This window comes from Deferrisoma camini S3R1, assembly GCF_000526155.1.
GTDB lineage: Bacteria > Desulfobacterota > Deferrisomatia > Deferrisomatales > Deferrisomataceae > Deferrisoma > Deferrisoma camini.
Map to the genome: position 1 here is coordinate 3,584,419 of NZ_JAFN01000001.1, position 22,770 is coordinate 3,607,188.

At 71.9% G+C, this 22,770-nt stretch carries 18 protein-coding genes; 13 read left to right on the forward strand and 5 right to left on the reverse strand.

Annotated elements, in window-relative coordinates; translation table 11 throughout:
* Positions 1-3: 3 nt before the first annotated feature.
* Together DEFCA_RS0115895 and DEFCA_RS22440 are read right to left on the reverse strand one after the other, a co-directional pair.
* Positions 4-1,470: an HD domain-containing phosphohydrolase gene (locus DEFCA_RS0115895; protein ID WP_025323994.1), complete on the reverse strand. Its 1,467-nt coding sequence runs from the start codon at positions 1,468-1,470 to the stop codon at positions 4-6.
* Between the two features lie 29 nt (positions 1,471-1,499).
* Complete coding sequence (locus DEFCA_RS22440; RefSeq protein WP_025323995.1) at positions 1,500-3,368, reverse strand: ATP-binding protein; 1,869 nt, start codon at positions 3,366-3,368, stop codon at positions 1,500-1,502.
* A 111-nt stretch (positions 3,369-3,479) separates the two neighbouring features.
* Between DEFCA_RS22440 and glnE the strand changes: the two genes are divergently transcribed.
* The 4 genes from glnE (at position 3,480) to DEFCA_RS0115920 (ending at position 10,567) form a co-directional block, all read left to right on the forward strand.
* Positions 3,480-6,383: a bifunctional [glutamate--ammonia ligase]-adenylyl-L-tyrosine phosphorylase/[glutamate--ammonia-ligase] adenylyltransferase gene (glnE, locus tag DEFCA_RS0115905; protein WP_051463275.1), complete on the forward strand. Its 2,904-nt coding sequence runs from the start codon at positions 3,480-3,482 to the stop codon at positions 6,381-6,383.
* Between the two features lie 801 nt (positions 6,384-7,184).
* A complete protein-coding gene (locus DEFCA_RS0115910) occupies positions 7,185-9,083 on the forward strand; it encodes a DUF4388 domain-containing protein (protein ID WP_025323996.1) in 1,899 nt (632 codons plus the stop codon).
* Positions 9,080-9,238 (forward strand): hypothetical protein, encoded by a 159-nt coding sequence (locus DEFCA_RS22445; RefSeq protein WP_169709611.1) that lies wholly within the window; start codon positions 9,080-9,082, stop codon positions 9,236-9,238. The genes DEFCA_RS0115910 and DEFCA_RS22445 overlap by 4 nt, the downstream gene beginning before the upstream one ends.
* Positions 9,239-9,352: 114 nt before the next feature.
* On the forward strand, positions 9,353-10,567 hold the full coding sequence (locus DEFCA_RS0115920) for a multiheme c-type cytochrome (protein WP_025323997.1): 1,215 nt from the start codon (positions 9,353-9,355) through the stop codon (positions 10,565-10,567).
* A gap of 71 nt (positions 10,568-10,638) precedes the next feature.
* Here DEFCA_RS0115920 and rfaE2 read toward each other — a convergent pair whose 3' ends face one another.
* Genes rfaE2 through DEFCA_RS0115935 form a run of 3 tightly spaced genes read right to left on the reverse strand, consistent with a single transcriptional unit; the run spans position 10,639 to position 14,275 of the window.
* The gene (gene rfaE2, locus DEFCA_RS0115925; RefSeq protein WP_025323998.1) at positions 10,639-11,166 is read right to left on the reverse strand and encodes a D-glycero-beta-D-manno-heptose 1-phosphate adenylyltransferase; all 528 of its coding nucleotides are present in this window, start codon (positions 11,164-11,166) and stop codon (positions 10,639-10,641) included.
* On the reverse strand, positions 11,163-12,782 hold the full coding sequence (locus tag DEFCA_RS0115930) for a LysM peptidoglycan-binding domain-containing protein (protein WP_025323999.1): 1,620 nt from the start codon (positions 12,780-12,782) through the stop codon (positions 11,163-11,165). The genes rfaE2 and DEFCA_RS0115930 overlap by 4 nt, the downstream gene beginning before the upstream one ends.
* Positions 12,779-14,275 carry a ligand-binding sensor domain-containing protein gene (locus DEFCA_RS0115935; RefSeq protein WP_025324000.1) on the reverse strand — a complete coding sequence of 499 codons (1,497 nt, stop codon included), beginning with the start codon at positions 14,273-14,275 and terminating at the stop codon, positions 12,779-12,781. The genes DEFCA_RS0115930 and DEFCA_RS0115935 overlap by 4 nt, the downstream gene beginning before the upstream one ends.
* Before the next feature lie 457 nt (positions 14,276-14,732).
* Between DEFCA_RS0115935 and DEFCA_RS19770 the strand changes: the two genes are divergently transcribed.
* The 9 genes from DEFCA_RS19770 to ybgF all read left to right on the forward strand — a co-directional run bounded on the left by DEFCA_RS19770 (position 14,733) and on the right by ybgF (position 22,769).
* Positions 14,733-15,533 (forward strand): 50S ribosomal protein L11 methyltransferase, encoded by an 801-nt coding sequence (locus tag DEFCA_RS19770; RefSeq protein ID WP_025324001.1) that lies wholly within the window; start codon positions 14,733-14,735, stop codon positions 15,531-15,533.
* Complete coding sequence (locus DEFCA_RS0115945; RefSeq protein ID WP_025324002.1) at positions 15,533-16,003, forward strand: L-2-amino-thiazoline-4-carboxylic acid hydrolase; 471 nt, start codon at positions 15,533-15,535, stop codon at positions 16,001-16,003. The genes DEFCA_RS19770 and DEFCA_RS0115945 overlap by 1 nt, the downstream gene beginning before the upstream one ends.
* Before the next feature lie 54 nt (positions 16,004-16,057).
* Positions 16,058-16,834 (forward strand): enoyl-CoA hydratase, encoded by a 777-nt coding sequence (locus DEFCA_RS0115950; protein WP_025324003.1) that lies wholly within the window; start codon positions 16,058-16,060, stop codon positions 16,832-16,834.
* Positions 16,831-17,304 (forward strand): hypothetical protein, encoded by a 474-nt coding sequence (locus tag DEFCA_RS0115955; protein WP_169709612.1) that lies wholly within the window; start codon positions 16,831-16,833, stop codon positions 17,302-17,304. The genes DEFCA_RS0115950 and DEFCA_RS0115955 overlap by 4 nt, the downstream gene beginning before the upstream one ends.
* Before the next feature lie 64 nt (positions 17,305-17,368).
* Positions 17,369-18,571 (forward strand): citrate/2-methylcitrate synthase, encoded by a 1,203-nt coding sequence (locus tag DEFCA_RS0115960; protein ID WP_029734229.1) that lies wholly within the window; start codon positions 17,369-17,371, stop codon positions 18,569-18,571.
* The gene (icd, locus tag DEFCA_RS0115965) at positions 18,568-19,764 is read left to right on the forward strand and encodes an NADP-dependent isocitrate dehydrogenase (RefSeq protein WP_025324006.1); all 1,197 of its coding nucleotides are present in this window, start codon (positions 18,568-18,570) and stop codon (positions 19,762-19,764) included. Before DEFCA_RS0115960 ends, icd begins: the two co-directional genes overlap by 4 nt.
* 98 nt (positions 19,765-19,862) lie before the next feature.
* Positions 19,863-21,194 (forward strand): Tol-Pal system beta propeller repeat protein TolB, encoded by a 1,332-nt coding sequence (gene tolB / locus DEFCA_RS0115970; protein WP_025324007.1) that lies wholly within the window; start codon positions 19,863-19,865, stop codon positions 21,192-21,194.
* A 90-nt stretch (positions 21,195-21,284) separates the two neighbouring features.
* Positions 21,285-21,899, forward strand: coding sequence for a peptidoglycan-associated lipoprotein Pal (pal, locus tag DEFCA_RS24385; protein ID WP_025324008.1), 615 nt, complete (start codon positions 21,285-21,287; stop codon positions 21,897-21,899).
* Positions 21,900-21,929: 30 nt separating this feature from the next.
* Entirely contained in the window at positions 21,930-22,769 is an 840-nt protein-coding gene (ybgF, locus tag DEFCA_RS20960) for a tol-pal system protein YbgF (RefSeq protein WP_169709613.1), read from the forward strand.
* The last annotated feature ends 1 nt before the right edge of the window (position 22,770 follow it).

Here is a 22,770-nt window from a genome sequence, read left to right on the forward strand (position 1 = left end):
GGGCTACGGCTTTCGGTTGGGCTCGGAGTGGGCCGCCAGGAACGCCCTGACGCACTCGGGGTCGAACTGGGTTCCGGCGCACCGGTCCAGTTCGGCCACGGCCACGTCGTGGCTGAGCCCCCGGCGGTAGGCCCGGTCGCTGGTCATGGCATCGTAGGTGTCGGCCACGGCCATCACCCGGGAGGCCAGGGGGATCTCCTCGCCGGCCAGGCCCTCGGGGTAGCCCTCGCCGTCGAACCGCTCGTGGTGATGGTACACGATCGGTACCACCTCCCGCAGAAACGAGATCGGCTCCAGGATCCGCCGGCCCATGGCCGGGTGGCTCTTGATGATCTCGTACTCCTCCGGCGTCAGCCGGCCGGGCTTGTTCAGGATGGAGCTCGAGATCCCGATCTTCCCGATGTCGTGCAGCAGGCCGGCCTGTCGTAGGGTCTCGCAGAAATCCGGGTCGAGGCCCATCTGCCGGGCCGTGGCCACGGCCAGCCGGGTCACGTTCTCGGAGTGGCCGTGGGTGTAGGCGTCCTTGGTCTCCAGCGCCAGTGCCAGGCCCTGGATCGTCTCGCGGAAGGTGCTCTCCAGGTCGGCGTAGAGGAGGGCGTTCTCCAAGCTGGCCGTGGCCCGGTCCCCCAGGACCACCAGCGCCTTCTCGTCCCGGGGCCGGAACGGATCCCGCTTGCGTCGGGAGTAAGCGTTGAGCAGCCCCAGCGTCTGGCCCCCCCGGCGCAGGGGGACCGCCAGCAGGGTGCCGACCCGGCCCCGGGCCTCGTTCGAGAGGAGCTCCTGGAGCCTTTCCCCCTGGAGCCGGAGGTGGGGCAGGCCATTGACCAGGGCCTCGATCCGATCCGGCGCGGCGAGCAGCGCGGGCGTCTCGCCCTCCGGCCCCAGCCCGATCCGGCGGGTGAACCCGTCGGCCTTGGGCGGCCGGAACCACAGCTCCACGGCGTCGGCCCCCACCTCCCGGCAGGCCGCCTCCACCACGATGCGGAGCACCTCGTCCAGAGACAGGCTCGACGAGACCGCCTCGCTCAGCTTCAGAAGGGCGATCTGCTCCCGCAGGTGAAGGTTCTCGGCCTCGAGCCGGATCTTCTCCATGGCCCGCTCCACCACCTGGAGGAGCTCCCCCACCTTGAAGGGCTTCAGGATGTAGTCGTACGCCCCGATCTTCAGGGCCTCGATCGCGGTCTCCACCGTGGCGAACCCGGTCATCATGATCACGATGGACGGATGCTCGGCCCGGCGGATCTCCCGCAGCAGCTCCAGGCCGCCCATCCGGGGCATCTTCAGGTCGATGATGACCACGTCGTACGGATCCTCCTGGGCGCGCTCCCATGCCTCGTCCCCGTCGGACGCCACGTCCACCGCGTAGCCCTGCTCCTCGAGGATGTCAGCCAGCACGCCGGTGATGTCGTCTTCGTCGTCCACCACCAGGACCCGGGGGGGATCGGGTGGGGTTCGCGTGGATGCTTCCATGTCGGCTGAGCTCCCGGGGCGGTTGCCCCTCAGGGGGATGCTGGATCTTCGGTCGTCTCGGCCTCGTCGCCTTGGGTGCGGAACACCGGCAGGCGCACCCGGGCCCGGGTGCCCCGGGGGGATCGGGGCTCCAGGAGCAGCTCGCCCCCGTGCCGCCGCACGATGCCCAGGGCCACGAACAGGCCCAGGCCGGTTCCCTTGCCCGGCGGTTTCGTGGTGAAGAACGGCTCGAAGATCCGGTCCCGGTCCTCGGGCCGGATCCCCGGCCCGTCGTCCTCCACCTCGAACCACACCCCGTGCGCGTCGGCCCCGGTGCGGGCCACGACGGTGCCCTTGCCGGCCACCGCGTCCCGGGCGTTCGTGAGCAGGTTCAGCATAACCTGCTCCAGCTCCTCGTGGTTTCCCAGGACCCGGGGGAGGTCGGGCGCCAGGTCCTCGACCAGGTGGACCCCGTCCCGGGTGAGGTCGTACCGGGCGAACGACAGGGCCCCGTGGACCACTTGGTTGAGGTCGATCGGGTAGAGCCCGTCGTCGCGCGGGCGTACGAAGCTCATGAGGTTGCGCACGAGCCGGTGGATGCGGTCCACCCCCTGGCGGATCCTGCGGGCGCCCTCCACGTCCCGGGGCGTCTGGAGCCGCATCTCCAGCAGCTGGGCGTAGGAGGAGACCGCGGTCAGGGGGTTGTTGATCTCGTGGGCGATGCCGGCCGCGACCTGGCCCAGGGTGATCAGCTTCTCGTGCCGCTCCACGGCCCGGGCCAGCTCCCGCTCCCGCGTGACGTCGCGGGCGTACGCCACGGCCGCCGTGATGCGGCCCTCGGGGTCCACCAACGGGCAGGCCCGGAACATGAACAGCCGCCCGCCCCGCCGGATCTCCCGTTCCGCCACCGTGCCGTCCCCCCGCTCGAACACCTCGGGCACGGGGCACTCGCCGCAAGGTGCGGGGTCTGCGTGGAGCACCTCGTGGCAGGGTCTGCCGATCAGCTCCCGGGGGTGCACCCCGGCCAACCGGGCCAGGGCCCGGTTGGCCCGGCGGATCCGAAACTTCCGATCCACGATGGCAATGGTGTCGGGGATGGCGTCGAAGGTGCGCTCCCACTCGTCCTTGCCCACGCTGAGGGCTTGGTACAGCCGGCTTCGGCGCAGGGCTTCCTGCCCCTGGGCCACGAACAGCTCGACCAAACCCTTCTCGCGGGGCCCGAACGTGCGGCCTTCGGGAGCCCGCACCCACAGGTGGCACGAGCCCGGCTCGGGATCTCCCACGGGGAGGCGGGCCTCCACCCAGGCGCCGGGGTCCGGCTCGAACGAGGGGCCGGCGTTGCCGGGCCGAAACCCGCTGCGCGCACCCGGCAACACGGTGCCGAGGGCCTGGGCCAGATGGTCCCGGATCTCCTGGGGCACCTGGCTGCGTACGAACACCCTTTGGGCCTCGACCAGGGCGTGGAGGCAGCGGGTGTGTTCCTCGAGCTCGTCGTAGAGCTCCCTGAGGTTCTCCTGGCTGGCCTGGAGCTGGGCCATGTAGGCCGCCAGCTGGGCCCCGCTCGCCTCCTGTTGCTCCCGCAGCAGCTGGCGCAGCCGCACCCGTTCGGCCAGGCCCCGGAGGCGGGCTCCCCGCAGGAGGGGAGGCTCCGACGGGTCGAGCACCTCGTGGGCCCCGGCGGCCAGCGCGGCGGCGGTATGGGGAGCGCCCGATCGGCCCACGGCCACCACCAGCGCCTCGGGGTAACGGGCACAGGCCTCCCGCACCCGCTCGCGCACCGCCGGCCCGTGCTCGGTCACCAGCACCAGCGAAGGGGAGGGGCCCTCCCCGGCGAAGTCCGCCGCCGCGAGATCCGCGAGAAGATCCTCGCACGGCGGTCCGACCCATTCAAACGAAAGGTTCTCGGGGGTGAGGGGCATGGCGGTAGGCGCAACTCCGTTGACCGAAACCGGGGCCCGCGGCTAGTCTGGCGATGGCCGGGACACCGAAAAAAACATCATATCCAGAAATCGGCAGGAGATTCCAACAACATGAGTTTTCCCGATCCGGCCCCGGCGCGGCCGGTGGTGCCGGCGAACGCCCGATGGGCCGCGCAGGCGCGGGACGTGCTGGAGCGGGCCGGCCTGCGGGTGGACGCCTGGCCCGCCGCGCCGCGCACGGCCCTCGATGCGGCGGTGGGGGCGAGCCCCGAGGTGGCACGGTGGCTGGCCCGCACCCCGGCCTTGGCCGAGCGCCTGCTCGAGGAGGATCTCGGCAAGGTCCTGGGCGTGGACGACTACCGTCGTCGGCTGCGGCCTCGGCTGGGAACGACCCCCCACCCGGAGGTGGAGCTTCGGAGGGCCCGGGCCCGGGAGATGCTGCGCATCGTGGCGCGGGAGGCCGCCGGCCTGGCCCCGGTGGAGGAGACGGCCGGCGAGGTGAGCGCGTTCGCCGAGGCCGCGGTGGAGGCCGCCCTGGAACGGGCCTGGGTCGAGGCGGGCGGGGCCGAGGGGCCGCCGTCGTCCGTGGTGGTGCTGGGGATGGGGAAGCTGGGGGGCAGGGAGCTGAACCTCAGCTCCGACGTGGATCTGGTGTTCCTTTACGACGGCCGGGAGACGCGGGGAGGGGAGTCTGCCGAGGCGTTTTTCACCCGGGTGGTGGGCCGGGTGGTGGAGTTGCTGGGAAGGGTCACCCCCGAGGGGTGGGTGTTCCGGGTGGATCTGGGCCTGCGGCCGGAGGGACGCAGCGGGGCCGCGGCCCACTCGGTGGAGAACGCGGTCCTCTACTACCAGTCGTGGGGCCAGACGTGGGAGCGGGCGGCACTGATGCGGGCCCGGCCCGTGGCGGGCAACCGGGCGTTGGGCGAGGCGTTTCTGCGGGAGGTGGAGCCGTTCGTGTACCGCCGGAGCCTCGACTACACCACCGTGGAGGACCTCAAGGAGATGAAGGCCCGGATCGACCAGAGCGCAGCCCGGCGGTTCGGGGGCCAGCAGGACCTCAAGCTGGGCCGGGGCGGGATCCGGGAGGTGGAGTTCTTCGTCCAGACCTTCCAGCTGATCCACGGCGGGCGCACCCCGGCGGTGCGCACCGCGAACACCCTGGAGGCCCTGGCCCGATTGGCCGGGGCCGGTGTGATCTCCGCGGAGACCGCGACCCGGCTGGGGGGATGCTACCGCTTCCTCCGGAGCCTAGAGCACGCGGTGCAGGCCCTGCGGTTCCGGCAGACCCACCGGCTTCCCAGCTCCCACGAGGAGCTTGAGACGGTGGCCCGTCGGATGGGGTTCGGGGGGGAAGAGCCCGTGGCCGCCCTCATGGAGGCGCTCGAGGAGGTCCGGACCGAGGTCCACGGCGAGTACGGCCGTCTGATGCACGGGGCCGACCGGGAGTGGGGGGGAAGCGACGACGCCGAGGCCCGCGCCTTGCTCGGCCTGACCGGTCGGGAGGAGGCCCTGCCCCGGCTCCAGGCGGCAGGGTTTCGCAATCCGACGCGGGCCTGGGAGGGGCTGGAGCGGCTCCGGGGCACGGGGGCGAAGGCCCCTCCCTCTCCCCGCAGCCGGCGCATCCTGGGTCGGATCGGGCCCCGGTTGCTGGGAGAGGTGCGGCGGTGCCCGGACCCGGACCGGGCCCTGGAGTACCTGGCGGAGTTCCTGGCCGGCTCGGGGGCCCGCTCGTCGTACCTGGCGCTTCTGGAGGAGAACCCGGCCACGGCGCGTCTGCTGGTGCAGCTGTTCGGCACGAGCCAGTTCCTGTCGCGGTACCTGGTGTCCCACCCGGAGCTCTTGGACGAGCTGGTGCTGGGCCCCGGCGCCGCCACCGAGCTGTCCCTGGAGGAGCTCTCGGCCGAGCTGGACGAGGCCCTGGCCGGCCAGGAGGACGACGAGGCCGTTCTGGACGTGCTGCGCCGGTTCCGCAACGCCCAGTTCCTGCGGATCGCGCTGCACGACCTCTGGGGGGGGCTGGCGCCGGAGCAGGTGACCCGGCAGATCACCCGGGTGGCCGAGGCGTGCCTGGGAGCGGCCCTGGCCCACGCCGAGTCGAGGCTGCGGGAGCGCCACGGGGAGCCCCGGCTTCCCGACGGCCGGCCCGCCCGGTTCGCGGTGCTCGGCATGGGGAAGCTGGGGGGGGAGGAGATCGACTACCACTCGGACCTGGACGTGATCTTCGTGTACGAGGGGGCGGGCGAGACGACCGGCGGGGCGGGGAGAGCGTTGGGCAACGCCGAGTACTTCGCCCGGGTCGCCCAGCGGCTGATCAGCGCCCTGGCCACCCGGACCCGGGAGGGAGTGGCCTTCCGGATGGACGCCCGACTGCGGCCGTCGGGAAACGCCGGTCCCCTGGTGGCCTCCCTGGAGGCGTTCGCGGCCTACCATCGCGAGCAGAGCCAGACCTGGGAGAGACAGGCCCTGATCCGGCTGCGGCCGGTGGCGGGGGACGGGGTTCTGGGGCAGCGGGTCCGGGCGGTGGCGGACGAGGTGCTCTATGGCGGTCCACCGGTCCAGGACCCGCGACCCGAGATCGCGGCCATGCGGGAGCGGATCGAGCGCGAGGTGGCCCGGGAAGAGCGGGGTCGCCTGGACCTGAAGGCGGGCCCCGGGGGGCTGGTGGACGTGGAGTTCGGGGTGCAGGCCCTGCAGTTGCTGCACGGCTGGCGCATCGAGGCGGCCCGCAGCCCCGCCACCCTGACGGCCCTGGGGGCGCTGCGGGCCGGCGGGGCCCTGGGCGGGGCCGACGGCTCGATCTGGGAGGAGGGGTATCGGTACCTTCGCCGGGTGGAGGCGCGGCTCCGGATCCTCTCGGAGCGGCCCACCGACGTGTTGCCTAGCTCGCCGGAGCGGATGGCGGAGCTGGCCCGGGGCTTGGGGTATCCGGATCCCCGGTCCTTGGAGCGGGAGGTAGCTGAGTGGCGAACCCGGATCCGGGGGGTATACGAAAGGGTCATGGGTGCCGATGGGTAGGGAGGAGCCGGCGACCGGATGGGCGCGCCTGCTCCCGGCCGCGCCGAAGCCGGGCATTGATACCAAGTTGCCATCCATCGGATACGTACCCGGGGGTGGGGCAAGGGACCTGCCTCCGGCCGGGCGCGAAGGCAGACATTGAGATTCGCCGCGCAGGCACGGGGTGGGGGAACTGGCTTCATGGCAACCCGTTGGAATCCGCACCCTCTCGCAGTCCAGACGTCGGAGGCGCTGCGCGGCGAGCCAAGGGGCCGCGCCCGGCTCTCCGGCAGGTCCCTTGCCCTTCTGAGCAGGGGGGCCATAGCTTTGAATGCAACTTGGTATGAGACCCCATGCCCCCCAGACCATGAGGTGGAGGCGAAGAGGCATGGTAATGCCTAGAACGCAGGGGAATCCGGGATGTTTTCAAGCCTCCCAGCGTCCTAGCGGAAGTTATCTGGAAGTCTCTCAGGCCCCTGCGGAGCCGGGCACCGGGGAAGGGTACCTCTCGTCGGTCCGGGGCGTTGCCGCGAGGGGGCAAGGGGCCTGGTTCCGGCCGTGCGTGAGTGCAGAATCCGGCTCACGCTGCATCCGGCGCCCAGCCCGGGTTGCAAAGGTTCAGTGGCGGATCGATCTGCGCGAACGTTTTCAGGGTCCCTGGGGGAGGCGAGCATCGGCTGAGCACCGGATGCAGCGACTGTAGGAGCCACGCCCAGCGCTCCACCAGGCCCCTTGCCCCCCGGCTCCGGTGTCGAGACGAGCTTTCGACCGACGACCAACGACTGACGACCAACGACCGAAGTTGCTGGGAAGGGGCGACACATGCGGAAACGAGTGCTCATCGTGGACGACGATCCGGGCACCCGGGAGCTCCTGATCGAGATGGTGGCCGATCTCGAAGGGGTCGAGGTGGACACGGTGACCGCTTCCACGGACGAGGAGGGATACCAGCGGTTCCTGGAGGTGGGGCCGGACCTGGTGCTCCTGGACCTCCTGCTTCCGCGCAAAGGAGGCATGGCGCTCCTCCGCCGCATCCGGGAGCTGCGCGGCGGGCGGGAGGCGGCGGTCATCGTGATGAGTGCGGTGTTCCGGGAAGGGGACGCGCGCACGGAGGCCGTGGGGGAGCTGGGTGCTTTGGATTTCTTCCGGAAGCCGTTCCATCTGCCCACGGTGAGGACCCGGTTGCGGCAGGTGCTGATTCCGCCGGAAGGGCAGACCCAGGTGGAACCCCTGTTCGGCGGCGCAAAGGCGCCGGCCCGGGACGGGAGCCTGGCGGCGGTGGAGTTGCCGGTGGTCCTGCGCAACCTCGGCCGGGCGGACCGGACGGTGTGCCTCGACCTGAGGGCGGGCCGCGTCCGGAAGACTCTGTTCTTCCGGGACGGCAGGGTGGTGTTCGCGTTGTCGAACCGCCTGACCGACACCCTGAGCCGATTCCTCCTGGCCGAAGGGGTGATCGACGAGGACACCTACCGGGACGGCCTGGTGGCCATGAAGGAGCAGGGGCGCCGGATGGGGGAGTACCTGGTGGCGGAGGGCGTGCTGCACCCCGACGCGCTCCACAGCGCCCTCCGGCAGAACCTGTGGCAGAAATGCCTCGACGTGTTTTCGTGGACAGAAGGGGAGTTCCGGATCGGCCCGTTCCGGCCTCCACCCGCCGAGATCCCGGGCCCGCCGTTCGAGGTGGATCGTCTGGTGTGGGAGGGGGTCCTGGAGGTGTACCCCTTCGATCGGATCACGGCCGCCCTGGCCCCCTACGAAACCCTGCCCATGGGGCTGCGGGGAGACCTGTTCGACCTGGCCGCCCGGGTCAGCCTGGAGCGCGACCACCTGCAGTTCCTCCACCTGGTGCGCCGCCGCAGCGGGGAGACCCTTGGGCGGATCCTTGCGGACGCCCAGGGGGAGAACGAGGTCCGGATCCTGTACTATCTGCTCGTCTACGGCTACCTGGGAGTGGCGGAGGCCGGGGGAGGGGGGCTGGACCTGACCGAGTTCGAACGGGTCCGGCGGGCCCGGAAGGAGCTCGATGCCCTGCGGCGGCGAAACTACTTCCAGGTGTTGGGGGTGGGGATCACCGACAACGACGAGGCGGTTCGGCGGGCCTACCTGCAAAAGGCCAAGGACTACCACCCCGACGTGCTGTCGCCGGGGGAGCCCCAGGCCCTGCGGGGAATCTACGGCGAGATCTTCCGGCTGATCCAGACCGCGTACGACGCCATCAAGACCGAGGCCCGGCGGGAGGAGTACCTGCGATTCCTGCAGGGGGGGGAGGCCGAGGCCAAGGACGCATCCGACATCCTCGCCGCCGAGGGCCGGTTCCAGGAGGGGCGCCTCCTCCTGCGTCGCAGGCAGTGGGACGAGGCGGCCCGGGCCTTCGAGGAAGCCCTATCCGTGAACCCGGACGAGGGGGAGTACGTGCTTCATCTCGGGCTCGCCCGGCTGCGCCAGGCCGTGTCGGGCCGGGAGGGAGCCCTGGCCGAGGCGAAGGACCTGTTCCGCCGGGCCGCCGAGTTGCTGCCCGGGGCGCCGGAGCCGTGGTTTCGGCTGGGCCGCCTGGCGGCCCTGGAGGGGAGACAGGACGAGGCGCGCCGGTGCTTCCAGGAGACCCTGCGGCGGGATCCCCGCCACACCGACGCCCTGCGGGAGCTCCGACGGATGGACCAGGCGGCGGAGAAACGTCGGGGGAAAGGACTCGTGAACCTGTTCCGGAGGAACTCGAAATGAAGCAGCAGGCTCGGGCCGCGATGCGGTGGGTGTGGGGGGCGGCGGTGGTGTGCCTCGTCGGGGGGGGGATGGGAGGCGCCGCGGCCGCGGCCGGGCCCCGGCTGGGGCTCGCCTACACGGCCGGGGTGCGTGGCGAGATCGAACCCTGCGGGTGAAAGAGCGGCCGGTTCGGGGGTCTGGCCCGAAGAGCCGCCAAGATCAAGGACCTGCGGGAAACGCTGGATCTGCTGTACCTGGACGGGGGGGACGCCCTGTTCCGGACCTTCCCGGTGCCCGACGGGCAGGCCGGTCGCCCGCTGCGGGAGCGGGCGGCCCTGATCGCGCGGGTGATGGTGTACGCCGGGGTGGCCGCCGCGAACGTCGGCCGCCTCGATCTGGCCGCGGGCCTCGGATTTCTGGAGGCCCTGGCCGCCGGCGAAGGGGTGCCCTGGATTGCGGCGAACCTGGAGACCCGGGACGGCCGGCGGCCGTTCCCTGCCTGGCGGAAGGTCCGCTGGGGGGGGCTGCGGGTGGGGGTGGTGGGGGTGACCCGGCCCGAGCCCGAACAGGACCGGCGACTGGGCATCCGGGTGGCCGATCCGGTCGAGACCCTGGCCAGGGTGCTTCCGGAGATCTGGGCCCAGGACGTGGACGCGGTGGTGCTCCTGTCGAACCTGGGGCTCGAACGGGAGAAGGAGCTGGCCCGGCGGTTCCCCCGGATCCGGCTGATCGTGGGGGGCGGGACCTATCCGTATCTGCCCGAGCCGCCGGTGGTGGGGGGCACGGTGATCCTCCACGCCGGCGACCGGGGCCGGTTCCTGGGTGTGCTGGAGACCGATGCCGCGAGCCTGCGGGAGCGGTCCGCCCCGGTGAACCGCGGTCAAGAGGGGGTGTGGAAGGCGCGGCTGGCCTCGGCCGAGGCCCGGCTCCGCAAGGCTCCCCCCGACACGGCCCGGGCCGTGCTCAACGCGTGGAACCGCCAGGCCGCGGCCGCCCGGGCCACCCTGGAGCGCATCCGCACCTCGAAGGTCTGGTTCACCCACCGGATCGTGCCGCTCTCGCCCGACGTGGCCGAGATCCCGGAGGTGGCCTCCTGGGTGCGGCGGGTGACGGGCCGCCCCCAGCCGCCGACTGGCACCCGCCCGCGCCGAGTGCCGGCCACGCACACCGGCTCGGCCGGGTGCCGGGGGTGTCACCCCAAGGTGTACCGATGGTGGGTGTCCACCCGCCACGCCCGGGCCTACACCCCCCTCAGGGGAAAGAGGCCCGACCCCCGGTGTCTGGGGTGCCACGCCACCCGCGTGGTGCGGGGCACGGGGGCATCCACCGAACCCGCCGTGGGGTGCGAGGCGTGCCACGGCCCGGGTGCGAAGCACCGGGGGGCCGGGAACATCGTGGGGGTGCCGCCACCTGCGACCTGCCGGCGCTGCCACCGCGGGTACCACCCGAACGAGGCCTTCGACGAGAAGGCGGCGAGGGCGAAAATCCGCTGCCCAAAAGGCTAGAAGGCTGGAAGGCTAGGAAGCCAGGGAGCCGAAAGGAGAGAACGAACCGATTCGGCCGCTCTGGACGGCGGTCACCCCCCGGCTTTCGTCGGAGGGGAGGCCGCCACGATCCGCTCGACGATGCCGGTGGTGGACTTGCCCGGCACGAACGGGATGGTGACCACGCGGCCGCCGTGGGATTCCACCACGTCCCGGCCCACGATCCGGTCGGGGGCCCAGTCCCCCCCCTTCACGAGCACGTCCGGCCGCACGGCCTCGATCAGGCGCAGCGGGGTGTCCTCGTCGAACACCGTGACGAAGTCCACGCTCTCCAGAGCGGCGAGCACCGTGGCCCGTTCGTCCTGGGTGCAGATCGGGCGGCGGGGTCCTTTGAGCCTGCGCACGCTCTCGTCGCTGTTCAGCCCCACCACCAGACAGTCCCCCAGGGCCCGGGCCGCCTCCAGGTACCGGACGTGGCCGGGGTGCAGGATGTCGAAGCAGCCGTTGGTGAACACCACGGTGTGACCTGCCCGTCGGCGGTTCGACAGTTCGACCAGCAGCCGGGCGACGGGGACGATCTTGCGGTCGATGGCGGAAGGGGAACGGGCGGGGGCGCTCATGGCTCGATCACCCAGGGAAGGAGCCCCTGGGTCCGCAGGAGGGCCCAGAGGTCCGGGGACAGCCTGGCCTGGGCCAGGAACAGCTTTTCGCCGGCCGCCCGGGCGGGGTAGACGCGGCCGGTGAGCCGCGGGTCGTCCAACACGATGCCGGGCACCCTGAGCCGCACGGCGTCGGCCTTGGGGACCTCGACCGTGGTCTGCACGTGGGCCACCCCCAGCAGGGCCAGAAGGTCCCGGAGCACCGCGATGGGCGCGGCGCCAGGGGGCCACGGCATCGTGAACTGCCCTGCCCGGCGCAGCAGGGCCTCGATCCGGGCGGCCCCGGCCGGAGGAACCGAGTACTCGAGCCCTTCCCACCGGAACCACAGCTCGGGTCTCACCCGGTACCGAACCCCTCCCCCCAGGGAGAGATCCAGGTCGGGCCGCACCCGGTGGGGCACGCCGAGAAGCGACAGCAGCCGGCCCGCCCCGGCGGCCCGGTCGGCCATGGGGAGCACGGCCGGCCTCAGGGGCTCGCCAGCGGGAGAAGAGGCGGCCGCAGGCGCGGGGCCGAGTCGGTGGATCTCCATGCCGAGCCGCCGGAGCTCGGCCGCCAGGGGCGGGGGGACCCGGGCGCCGGCCCGGAGGAACACGTAGATCTTCCCCTCCCACAGGTCCTCGGGCCGGGGAACCACGCTCCAGCGGGCCAGGACGAGGAGCTCGGCCCCGTCACCGAGGCTCACCGTGCGCGCGCCTTCCGTGATCTCGTAGAACCCCAGCAGAGGGAGCAGGCGCCCCAGCCGGGTCTCGGGATCCGGATCCACCCCCTGCACCACCCGGTATCCCCACGCCGTCTCGACCTCCCGGGCCAGGGCAGGGGCCAGGCGCCTGGCCGGATCCAGGAGCACCCGCCTCCCCGACGGGCCGGTCACCAGCGGGAAGTCGGCCGCGGGCAGCCTCAGGGTGCGGCCCCGGCCCAGGGGAAGAAACGTCTCGCCGGTGTCGGTCACCCGGCACCCCAGGGCTTCGAGGGTGCGGAGAATCGAGGCGTGGAACGCCGGGACCTCGAAGGGGGGAGGGGTCCGGGCCCCGGAGGCACGGACCAGGTCGGGGGGGATCCGGAGGCGCTGGCCCACGTACAACCGGTTGAGGTCCCGGATGCGCGGGTTCGCCCGGGCCACCGCTGCCAGCGCCTGGGGCATCCGGTCCCGGGTCACCCCGTAGCGGCTCTTCAGGATCTTCCAGACGCTGTCCCCCGGTCGGACCGTGTACGCCTCGGCCGCCGCCGCGTTCTCGGCGCTTTGGATGCGCTCCTCGATCTTGAACGGCACCTTCACGGTCTGCCCCGGCCGGAGGCGGTCGGGGTCCACGCCGGGGTTGAGCTCCCGGAAGGCGGCCACGAAGGCGGCCATGGCCTCCGGGTCCACCCGGTACTCCTTGCGGAGGATCTTCCAGAGGCTCTCCCCCGGCCGGATCCTCCGGGTCTCGGAGAACACCGACCGGTTGCCCCTGCGTTCCACCGACAGGGTGCGTTGGAGCCGGATGGTGGTGCCCGGCGCCGGGGGCGCCTCCTCCGCGGCCGCGGCCGACACCGCCAGCGCGAGCGCCGTGAGCCAGCCGGCCCACCGGAGCCTCACCGGCCCAGTACCCCCAGGAAACATGGGCCCCCGATCCACAGGTCGTCCTCGAACTTCTCAATGTTCGCCCACGAGGCCGACACCGCCAGCGTTCGCTCGACGCCCAGCGCGTCGGTGAACGTGTAGGAGACGGCGACGGGGACGCCGTCGGCCGTGCTCTGGACCGGGAACACCGTGTCCGACGTGGACTCGCCCAGGGTGAACCCGAAGGTCAGGGTGAACCGCCCCGTGTCCCCGTCCTCGGCCACCTCCAGTTGCCGCGCGGTGGACCCCACCGTGACCTCGAGGGTCGTCACCTCGTCCGGGACCCCGTTTCCCTCGAACCCCGGCAGGTCCTCGAGGGTCACGACGGCCCGGGCGTCCTCGCCCACGAAGCGGGTGGCCGAGATCGTAAGCAGCCGCACCAGGATGCCCCTCACCCCCTCGTCCGTGCCCATCCAGACGTTGCCCGAGGGGTCCACCGTGATCCGGTCCACCCGGTCGAACCGGGAGGACTCCTCCTGGGCCCAGCACCCCTGGCCCGGGAGGTCCGTTTCCGAGCACTCGGTGCCCTGCAGGGAGCCGTCCGGCCCCGGGGTCTGGAAGTATGCCCCCTGGTCCGTGGCCACCCACACCGTGCCGTCGAACGGATCCACCGCCACGTCCCGGAGGGTTCGGTTCACGGGGAACGAAAAACCGTCCGGCTGCGAGCCCGCCGGATCGGAACCCTGCAGGGTCTGGGCGGGGTATCGCAGGAGATCCGCCGTGCCGCTGCTCGGGGTTCCCACGACCCACAGGTCGCCCGTGAGACGGGAGAACGCCATGCCTCCCAGCGCCGAGAGGGTAGGGTCCACCAGGCGGGTGGCCGACGGGTCGCCGAGCCGGACCAGGTACAGGCGGGCGTCTCCCGAATCGAAGAACACCACGGCGGGGTCGTCGGCCCAGGGGGCCAATGCCAGGCGGGTGATCTCGTCGTCTTCTTGATAAACGGTGGTGTTCGGCTGGGGTGCGCCCCCGCCCAGGGCCCACGATCGGACCCCGGAGGGGGTCGCGGCCCACAGGGTGCTGCCGTCCGAGGCGAGGTCCAGGACGCCCAGGCCTCCCGTGTCCAGGGAGGACGGGGGTTTCGGGCTCAATCCCGTCTCGGACAGGACCCGGCCGTACTGGATGCCCCGGGTGTCTTGCGAAGCCCCGTTGAACCCGAGGAAGAAGTTCTCCCCTTCCTCCAGGGCGCCGAACGCCACCGCCCGGGCCGCGTCGTCGAGGAGGCCGTCCGAGTTCTTGTTCAGGGGAAAGAACGACGCCAGCCGATCCCCCACGAGCGCCGCCACCCCCGTGTCGGCCGCGAACCAGACCCGGTTCGCCCCGTCCACCCCGATGGCGTGGATCCGGGAGGCGCTGCCGAGCTTGAGCGTGGAGAAACTGAGAAAGACCGATCGTTCGCACCGCCCCGTCCGGGGGGCCACGGCGCCGGCCACACAGACGGCCATGAGGAAGGACAAGACGCGCTTCATCAGGGTTCCTCCGTGGGAAAAGAGCCTTATAGCACGCCCTTTTCCGGGCCTTCAAGGAAGCCCCCTTCGGCCGCTGCGCGACCCTACAACGGAGAAGGGTAACGTGCGTTGGTCGGGGGCCGTTGCCGGCGGCGGGGCATGGGTTTCAGGAACCGGAGTTCAGCGGACAGGAGACAGGAAATCCTGAAAAGCAGTCTGGGTTCCCGGGGGATCCTCTCGGGGCACCGAAGAGCTTTCTCCCTGTCCACCGATTCTGAATTCTGGCCCCTGGACCCCATGCCCCCCGAGACCGTGAGGTGGCGCCAAAGAGGCGGGGCCATACTTGGAACACTCGGGAATCAAGTAGGTTTTCATGCATCCTAGCGTCCTAGCGGAAGTTACAAGGAAAGCCCGGCCGCTGGCATCCCCAGAGGGGCGGCTCTATACTGCGGCCATGCTGACGAGAACCCGATGGCGCGTGCAGGAGGTGCCGGCCGGCCCCGGGGAGGCCCGTGCCTGCTGGGAGGCCGCGGCCCGGGCCGGTGCGGTCGGTGCCGTGACCTCGTGGGGAGCGGGGATCCCCGGCCGGACCTTTCTGCGCATCTACTGGGAGGTGACGCCGGGCGCCCCGGCTCCCCCCGAAGGGGAGGACCTGGAGGAGGAGAACTGGACCCCCTACTGGCGAGGGGCGCTGGAGCCGGTGGCCGTGAGCGCCCGCGTGTGGCTGGTGCCGGCCTGGGCGAGCCCCCCGCCGGAGGCCCGGGGGACCGTGTTGCGGATCGACCCCGGCATGGCCTTCGGCGCCGGGGATCACCCCACCACCCGGCTTTGTCTGCGGGTCGTGGAGGCCATGGCCGCCGGGGCCGGCGTGCCCACCCCGGTGCTGGACGTGGGAACCGGCACGGGCGTGTTGGCCCTGGCCGCCGCCGCCCTGGGGGCGGGGCGGGTGGACGCGCTGGACATCGATCCGTTCGGGTTCGCGGCCTGCCGCCGGAACGCCCGGAGAAATGGGCTGGACGGCCGGGTGCGGCCGCTGCTCCTCTCGCTGGACCTCGTGGACGGGGCGTATCCCTTGATCCTGGCCAATGTGGTCGCCGGGCAGCTGGAAGCCCTTGCCGGCCACCTGCGGCGTCTCCTCCGGCCGGGGGGGCGGCTCGTGGTCAGCGGGTTCCAGGCGGACGAGGAGCATCGGGTGGTGGAGGCGCTGGGTCTCGCCGTGGAGGAGAGGGCGGTGGAGGACGGGTGGCCCGCGCTCACCCTGGCGAAGGAGGCACCCTGATGGGACGGGTGATCCCGCTTCTGCCCCGGCGGCGGGTCGAGGCCGAGATGCTGCTGCGGGTGTACCGGGTGCTCTGCCCCCAGGTGGGCCCCGACCGGGCCCTCGCCGTGGTGGCCGCGGCGGTGGAGGGGGCGGCCGAGGCGGCCGGCAGGGAGTTCGCCCGGCAGGCTCCGGGGGGACCGTCGCTCGAGCACTTCGCCACCGTGCTCGATCGGTGGCGGGAGGGGGATGCCCTGGACGTCCGGGAGGTGCGGCTCGAGGAGGGGGTTCTGGCGTTCACCGTGACCCGGTGCCGGTACGCCGACCTCTACCGGTCGATGGGGTTGTCGGTGCCGCTGGCCCGGACCCTGTCGTGCGGCCGGGACGCGGCCTTCGCCCGGGGCTACCATGCGGGGCTCACCCTGGAGCGCCGGGGGACCATCGTGGAGGGCGCGGCCGCGTGCCGGTTCCGGTTCGTCTGGGAGGGGTGATCCCGCCTGCCGCCCCCCCCGTTTTTCCGAGGACCCGAGCCTGAGGAGGCAACCATGCAGTACGAGACCATCCTGTTCGAACGCCGCGACCGGGTCGGGGTGCTGACCCTGAACCGGCCCAAACAGATCAACGCGCTGAGCCTTCGGCTCATGAACGAGGTGCTCGATCTCCTGGCTCGGCTGGAGCAGGATCGGGACCTGGGCGCGGTCGTGATCCGGGGGGCGGGCAAGCACTTCTGCGCCGGCCATGACCTCTCCGAGATGACCGGGCGCGACGTGAAGGCCTACCGTGAGATCTTCGACACCTGCACCCGCATGATGAACGCGATCCAGGCCTTGCCCCAGCCGGTGATCGCCCAGGTCCAGGGCGTGGCCACGGCGGCCGGCTGCCAGTTGGTGGCCACCTGCGACCTGGCCGTGGCCGCCGAGGGGGCCCGCTTCGCCACCCCGGGGGTGAAGATCGGGCTGTTCTGCTCGACCCCGATGGTGGCGCTGAGCCGGGCCGTGGGCCGGAAGAAGGCGCTGGAGATGCTCCTGACCGGTGAGTTTCTGGACGCCGAGGAGGCCCGGCTGTTCGGCTTGGTGAACCGGGTGGTTCCGGCGGACCGTTTGGCCGACGAGACCCTGGCTCTGGCCCGCAAGGTGACGCAGGCCAGCCCCCTGACCCTGGGCATCGGCAAGCAGGCTTTCTACAACCAGATCGACCTGCCCCAGCCCCAGGCCTACGCCTACGCCAAGGAGGTGATGAGCCTGAACGCCTTGGCCGCCGACGCCCAGGAAGGGATGTGCGCGTTCCTGGAGAAACGGGATCCCCGGTGGACGGGACGGTGAGGACTCCGGCCTGGGAGCGGTGGAAACCCGCGGCCCCGGCCCGGGTCCACCTGCTCGCGGCGGCGCTGCTGTGGACCGGGGTCGGGGTGGGGCTCGGCACGGCAGGGGCCGTGTGGACCTTCGGCGTCGCGGGTGCATGGGGGTGGGCGCTGCTGCCGGCAGCCCTGGCGGTGGGGCTGCTCAAGGCCCGGGTGGCCCTGGAGCCGACGGCCCGTCGGAGCGCGGCTCGGATCCGGGCGCGGGGCGACGGCCGGTGCTTGGGAGGGTTCCTGTCGTGGCGGACCTGGCTGTTCGTCACGGCCATGATGGCCCTGGGGGCCGGGCTCCGGCGCAGCCCCCTGCCCCGGGGGGTGCTGGGGTTCGTGTACGTGGCCGTGGGGGCCGCCCTTCTCAGGGGCAGCCGGGTGTTTTGGGCCGAGGTGTCCCGGGGGGGCGGGTTCGTGAACCGGAGGGCGGACCGGGTTCTTTGACAGGCCTCCGGCGCCGGGTAGGCTGGGGAGGGACCTTCCCCCCTGCCGACCTGGAGGAACCCCCATGGCGCCGGAACCGGTCTGTTACCCAAGGGTGAAGAACGTGGGGCTGCGGGGCATCACCGTGGCCGACACCAAGGTCAGCTTCATCGACGGAACCCAGGGCATCCTGATCTACCGGGGGTACCGGATCGAGGATCTGGCCCGGCACAGCACCTACGAGGAGGTGGCCCACCTGCTGATCCACGGCCACCTGCCCACCGCGGCCGAGCTGGAGGCCTTCGAGCGCCGGCTGCGTACGGCCCGGGCCGTGCCGGCCGAGGTGTTGGAGAGCCTTCGGCTCCGGCCGGCCACGGCCACGGCCATGGACGTGCTCCAGGGGGCGGTGGCGTTCCTGGCCGACCACGACCCGGATCTGGGGGGTTCCGATCCGCAGGAGGTGCGGGCCCAGGCCGAACGCCTCACGGCGCGGCTGCCCGGGGTGGTGGCGGCCTGGGCACGGATCCGCGCCGGCGAGCCGGTGCCCGAGCCGCGGGACGACCTGGGGCACGCGGCCCACTTCCTCCACCAGCTCACCGGACGGGTGCCCGACCCGGAGGCGGCCCGTCTGTTCGACGTGTGCCTGCTGCTGCACGCGGACCACACCTTCAACGCCAGCACCTTCGCCGCCCGCGAGGTGGCCAGCACCCGGGCCCACCTCTACGCTGCGGTGGGGGCGGCGATCGGGGCCCTGTCCGGTGAGCTCCACGGCGGGGCGAACACCCGGGTGATGGCCATGCTCCGGGAGATCGGAACGGTGGACCGGGTGGAGGCCTACGTCACGGCCCGGCTCAACGCGGGGGACCGGGTCATGGGCATGGGTCACGCCGTGTACAAGACCCTGGACCCCCGGGCCCGGATCCTGAAGGAGATGGCCCTCGGCCTGGCCGAGCGCACGAGCGACCGCCACTGGCTCGACATCGCGGAGCGGGTCTGCGAGGTCACCCAGCGGGAGTTCCGGGCCCGCAAGGGGGCCGAGATCTACCCCAACGTGGATTTCTACTCCGCCCCGGTGTACCACCAGCTGGGAATCGACCCCGACCTGTTCACCCCCGTGTTCGCGCTGGGGCGGGTGGCGGGGTGGTGCGCCCACGTGATCGAGGAGAAGTTCGCCGAGGCCCAGGACAAACCGGCCCTGTACCGGCCCAAGGCCGAGTACGTGGGCGAGTACTGCGGCCCCCAGGGGTGCGTGTACGAGCCCATCGAGGCCCGGGGGAGGGGGGCATGAGCGTCCCCGACCGGCCCGAGGTGGTCTTCATCCCGGGCGACGGGATCGGCCCCGAGGTGATGTTCCCGGCCATCGAGGCCGTCGACGCCGCGGTGCGGGGGGCCTACGGCGGGGGCCGGGCCATCCGGTGGACCGAGGCGTGGGCCGGCAAGCGGGCCATGGCGGAGCACGGCTCCCCCCTGCCGGAGCCGACCCTGGCGGCGATCCGCCGGGCCCGGGTGGCCCTCAAGGGCCCCCTCGAGACGCCGGTGGGCGGCGGCATCCGCAGCCTGAACGTGGCCCTGCGCAAGATCCTCGATCTGTACGCCTGCGTGCGGCCGGTGCGGTACTACCCCGGGGTTCCCTCCCCCATGCGCCACCCGGAGCGGGTGGACCTGGTGCTCTTCCGGGAGAACACCGAGGACGTGTACGCCGGGTACGAGTGGCAGGAGGGCACGCCGGAGGCCCTGCGGGTGATCCGGTTCCTCAACCAGGAGATGGCCTGCTCGATCCCCGAGGACTCGGGGGTGGGGATCAAGCCGATGAGCGTCACCGGGTCCAAACGGCTGATCCGGATGGCGATCCGGTACGCCTTGGACCGGGGGCGCAGATCGGTCACCCTGGTCCACAAGGGCAACATCATGAAGTACACCGAGGGGGCGTTTCGGCGTTGGGGGTACGAGGTGGCGGCCCGGGAGTTCTCGGAGCACACGATCACCGAGGCCGAGCTGCGGGGCCGGGAGCACGGGTCCGACTACGACGGCGTGACCCCGCCGGGCGCGGTGGTGGTGAACGACCGGATCGCGGACGCGATGTTCCAGGAGCTGATCCTGCGGCCCGAGCGCTACGACGTGCTTGCGTTGTCGAACCTGAACGGCGACTACATGTCGGACGCGGCCGCGGCCCTGGTGGGGGGGCTGGGCCTAGCCCCGGGGGCGAACCTGGGGGACGAGTACGCCGTGTTCGAGGCCACCCACGGAACGGCCCCCGACATTGCGGGGCAGGGCCGGGCCAACCCGGGCAGCCTCATGCTGTCGGGCGCGATGATGCTCCGGCACCTGGGGTGGGAGGAGGCGGCGGACCGGCTCGAGGGGGCGGTGACCCGGGTGCTGGCGGCCCGCCGGTTGACCCCCGACCTGGCCCCCCAGGTGCCGGGGGCCGAGGAGCTCGACACGGCTGCGTTCGGAAGGGCCGTGGCCGCCGAGGCCGCGTAGCCCGGGCCCGCTTGACTTCCGTAGCCCCCTGTACTATGGTGCCGACGCGTAAAATTGTCTGATTTCGCTAGGTTTTTTTATCCCCCTCGAAAGGACCGGTGTTCACGGTGCCGGCGTTTTCCCGACTGCGGCAGGGGTCCGTCTGGGGGGTGCTGGGGCTCGTCGTGGCCTTGGCCCTCCCGGCTCGGGCCAAGGTGTACATCGACATCAACGCGCCCGCCCTGCGGCCGATCCCCGTGGCGATCCCGGTTTTGCGGAAGGAAGCGGGGGTGTCCGGCGAGCCCCACCGGGTCGTGGCGGAAGTCCTGCGTTGGGATCTGGGGTTCGCGGGCCTGTTCGACGTGGTGGATCCGCGGGCCTACCTGGAGGACCCCCAGCGGGCCCCCCTTCAGCCCGACGCGGCCGGGTTCGCCGACTGGATGGCGGTGGGCGCCGAGCTTCTGGTGAAGGGACGGGTGGCGGCCGCGGAGACCGGGGTCGCGGTGGACCTGTGGGCGTACGACGTGCTGCGCCGCCGGTTTCTGCTGGGCCGCCACTACGAGGGGCCGTCCGAGGCCGTTCGGTCCATGGCCCATCGGTTCGCCAACACCCTGCTGGAGGAGTTCACCGGCACCCCCGGTCCGTTCGGCACCCGGATCGCCTACGTGGCGGGGGCCGGACGGGCCAAGGAACTGGCCCTGGTGGACATGGACGGGGCCGGGCCGGTGCGGCTCACCCGAACCGGGTCCCTGAACCTCAACCCCTCGTGGGCCCGGGACGGCAAGTACCTGTACTACACCTCCTACGTCCTGGGGGGGCCGGACCTGTACCTGCTGGACCTCTCCCTGGGACGCTCCTGGGTGGTCTCCCGGCGGGAGGGAATCGATCTGGGGGGAAAGGACTCCCCGGACGGCAAGGAGATCCTCGTCACCCTGTCGGACAAGGGAAACCCCGAGATCTATCGTATGGACAAGGCCTCCCACCGGCTGGTGCGGCTGACCCGGAGCCGGGCCATCGACGTGGCGCCGGCGTGGTCTCCCGACGGAAGGCAGATCGCGTTCGTGTCGGACCGCATGGGGAACCCCCATATCTTCGTCATGAACCGGGACGGGGGCGACGTGCGGCGCCTCACCTTCGCGGGCACCCACAACGGCGACCCCGACTGGTCCCCCCGGGGGGATTGGATCGCGTACACGGGCAAGGACGAGCGGGGGGTGTTCCAGGTGTTCCTGGTGGACCCCCAGGGTCGGGAAACCCGGCAGTTGACGTTTGGGCCCCGGGACACCTACGATCCCTCCTGGTCCCCCGACGGCCGGTTTCTGGCGGTGACCTCGAACCGGGAAGGCGAAAAGGCGGTGTACGTGTTCCGGGTGGGCGGCCAGGAGTTCCGCCGGATCACCCCTCGAGGCGAGGTGGCCGAGCAGCCGGCTTGGGGGCCGGTGCTGCCGTAGGCCGCTGCCGACCGTTTCTCTCCGGGTCCGCCCCGGGCGGGCGAGGAGAGCGTTTCGTGTTTCGATGGAGACGAAAAGGAGGTTCGCGACATGAGGCCGAAAACGTTACGCTGGGCTGTGGTGGGGATGCTCCTGGCCGCGTTGGTCGTGGGAGGATGCGCCAAGAAACAGGTGCGCCAAGGAGGGGAGGAGACCCCCAAGGTCACGGTCACCCCCGAGAAGCCCACCCCGCCCCCGGCGGCCAAGGTGGTCGAGAAGCCCCAGGAGGCGCCGCCGCAGCCCTCGGAGCCCCCCCCGGGTGAGACGGGCGCGGTGGAGCCGGCTCCCAAGGAGCCGGTGAAGGGGGCCGGCCTGGCCCGGGAGACCACCCCCGGCCTGGAGCGGATCCACTTCGACTTCGACAAGGCGGTGATCCGCCCAGACGCCCAGGAGATCCTCCGGAGGAACGCCGAGTTCCTCAAGGCGAACCCGGGGGTGCGCATCCGCATCGAGGGGCACTGCGACGAGCGGGGCACCACCGAGTACAACCTGGCCCTGGGCGAGCGCCGGGCCAAGGCCGCGTTCCAGTACCTGATGGACCTGGGGGTGGATCCCAATCGGATGAGCGTGGTGAGCTACGGCGAGGCGGTGCCCCTGGACCCCGGCCACAACGAGGAGGCCTGGGCCAAGAACCGCCGCGCCGAGTTCGTGGAAGTGGAACAGTAGATGCGCCACGGCTTTCTTTGGCGAAACCGAGTGGGCAGGACCGCGGCCGCGGTCCTGCCCGCGTTGATTCTCGCGGGGGGCTGCGCCCAGCTGCCCACCCGGGCCGATCAGGTTCGGCAGGAGCAGCGGATCGCGTCGCTGGAGGAGCGGCTGCTCCGGCTCGAGCGGGCCGTGGACGAGGCTCGGGCCGCGCCGGCCCAGAGCTCCGTGCCCGACTACGGCCCCCGGCTCGCCCAGCTGGGTCAGCAGGTGGAGGCCCTGGACGAGCAGGTCCGCCAGCTGCTGGGGCGGGTGGACGCCCTGGAGCGCCGGCCGCAGCCCAAGGGAGACACCTCCCGGGTCGAGGCGTTGGAACGCCGGGTCCAGGAGATCGCCACCCGGCTGGCTGCCGTTGAGGCGAGGCCGGCCGCGCCGGCGCCCCCGGCGGGGAAGCAGGCCGAGCCCCCTTCCCCGCGGCCCGCGGCGACCCCGGCCCCCCCCGCCGCTCCCAAGGCCACGGCCCAGGACCTCTACGACCGCGCCTACGCCCTGTACAAGCAGGGAAAGCATGCCGAGGCCCGGGAGGCGTTCCAGCGGTTCATCTCGCTCTACCCCAAGACGGATCTGACGGACAACGCCTACTTCTGGATCGGTGAGAGCTACTACGACCAGCGGCAGTACGAGAAGGCGATCCTGGCCTACGACAAGGTGGTGCAGGAGTTCCCGCGGGGCGACAAGGTCCCCAGCGCCCTCTTGAAGCAGGCGTTCGCCTTCGACGCCATCGGCGACCCGGTGGACGCCCGGATCCTGCTCAAGAAGCTCCTCCGGGAACACCCGTCCTCGGAGCAGGCCGCGATCGCCCGGCGGAAACTGGAGATGTTGGGGGAGTAGG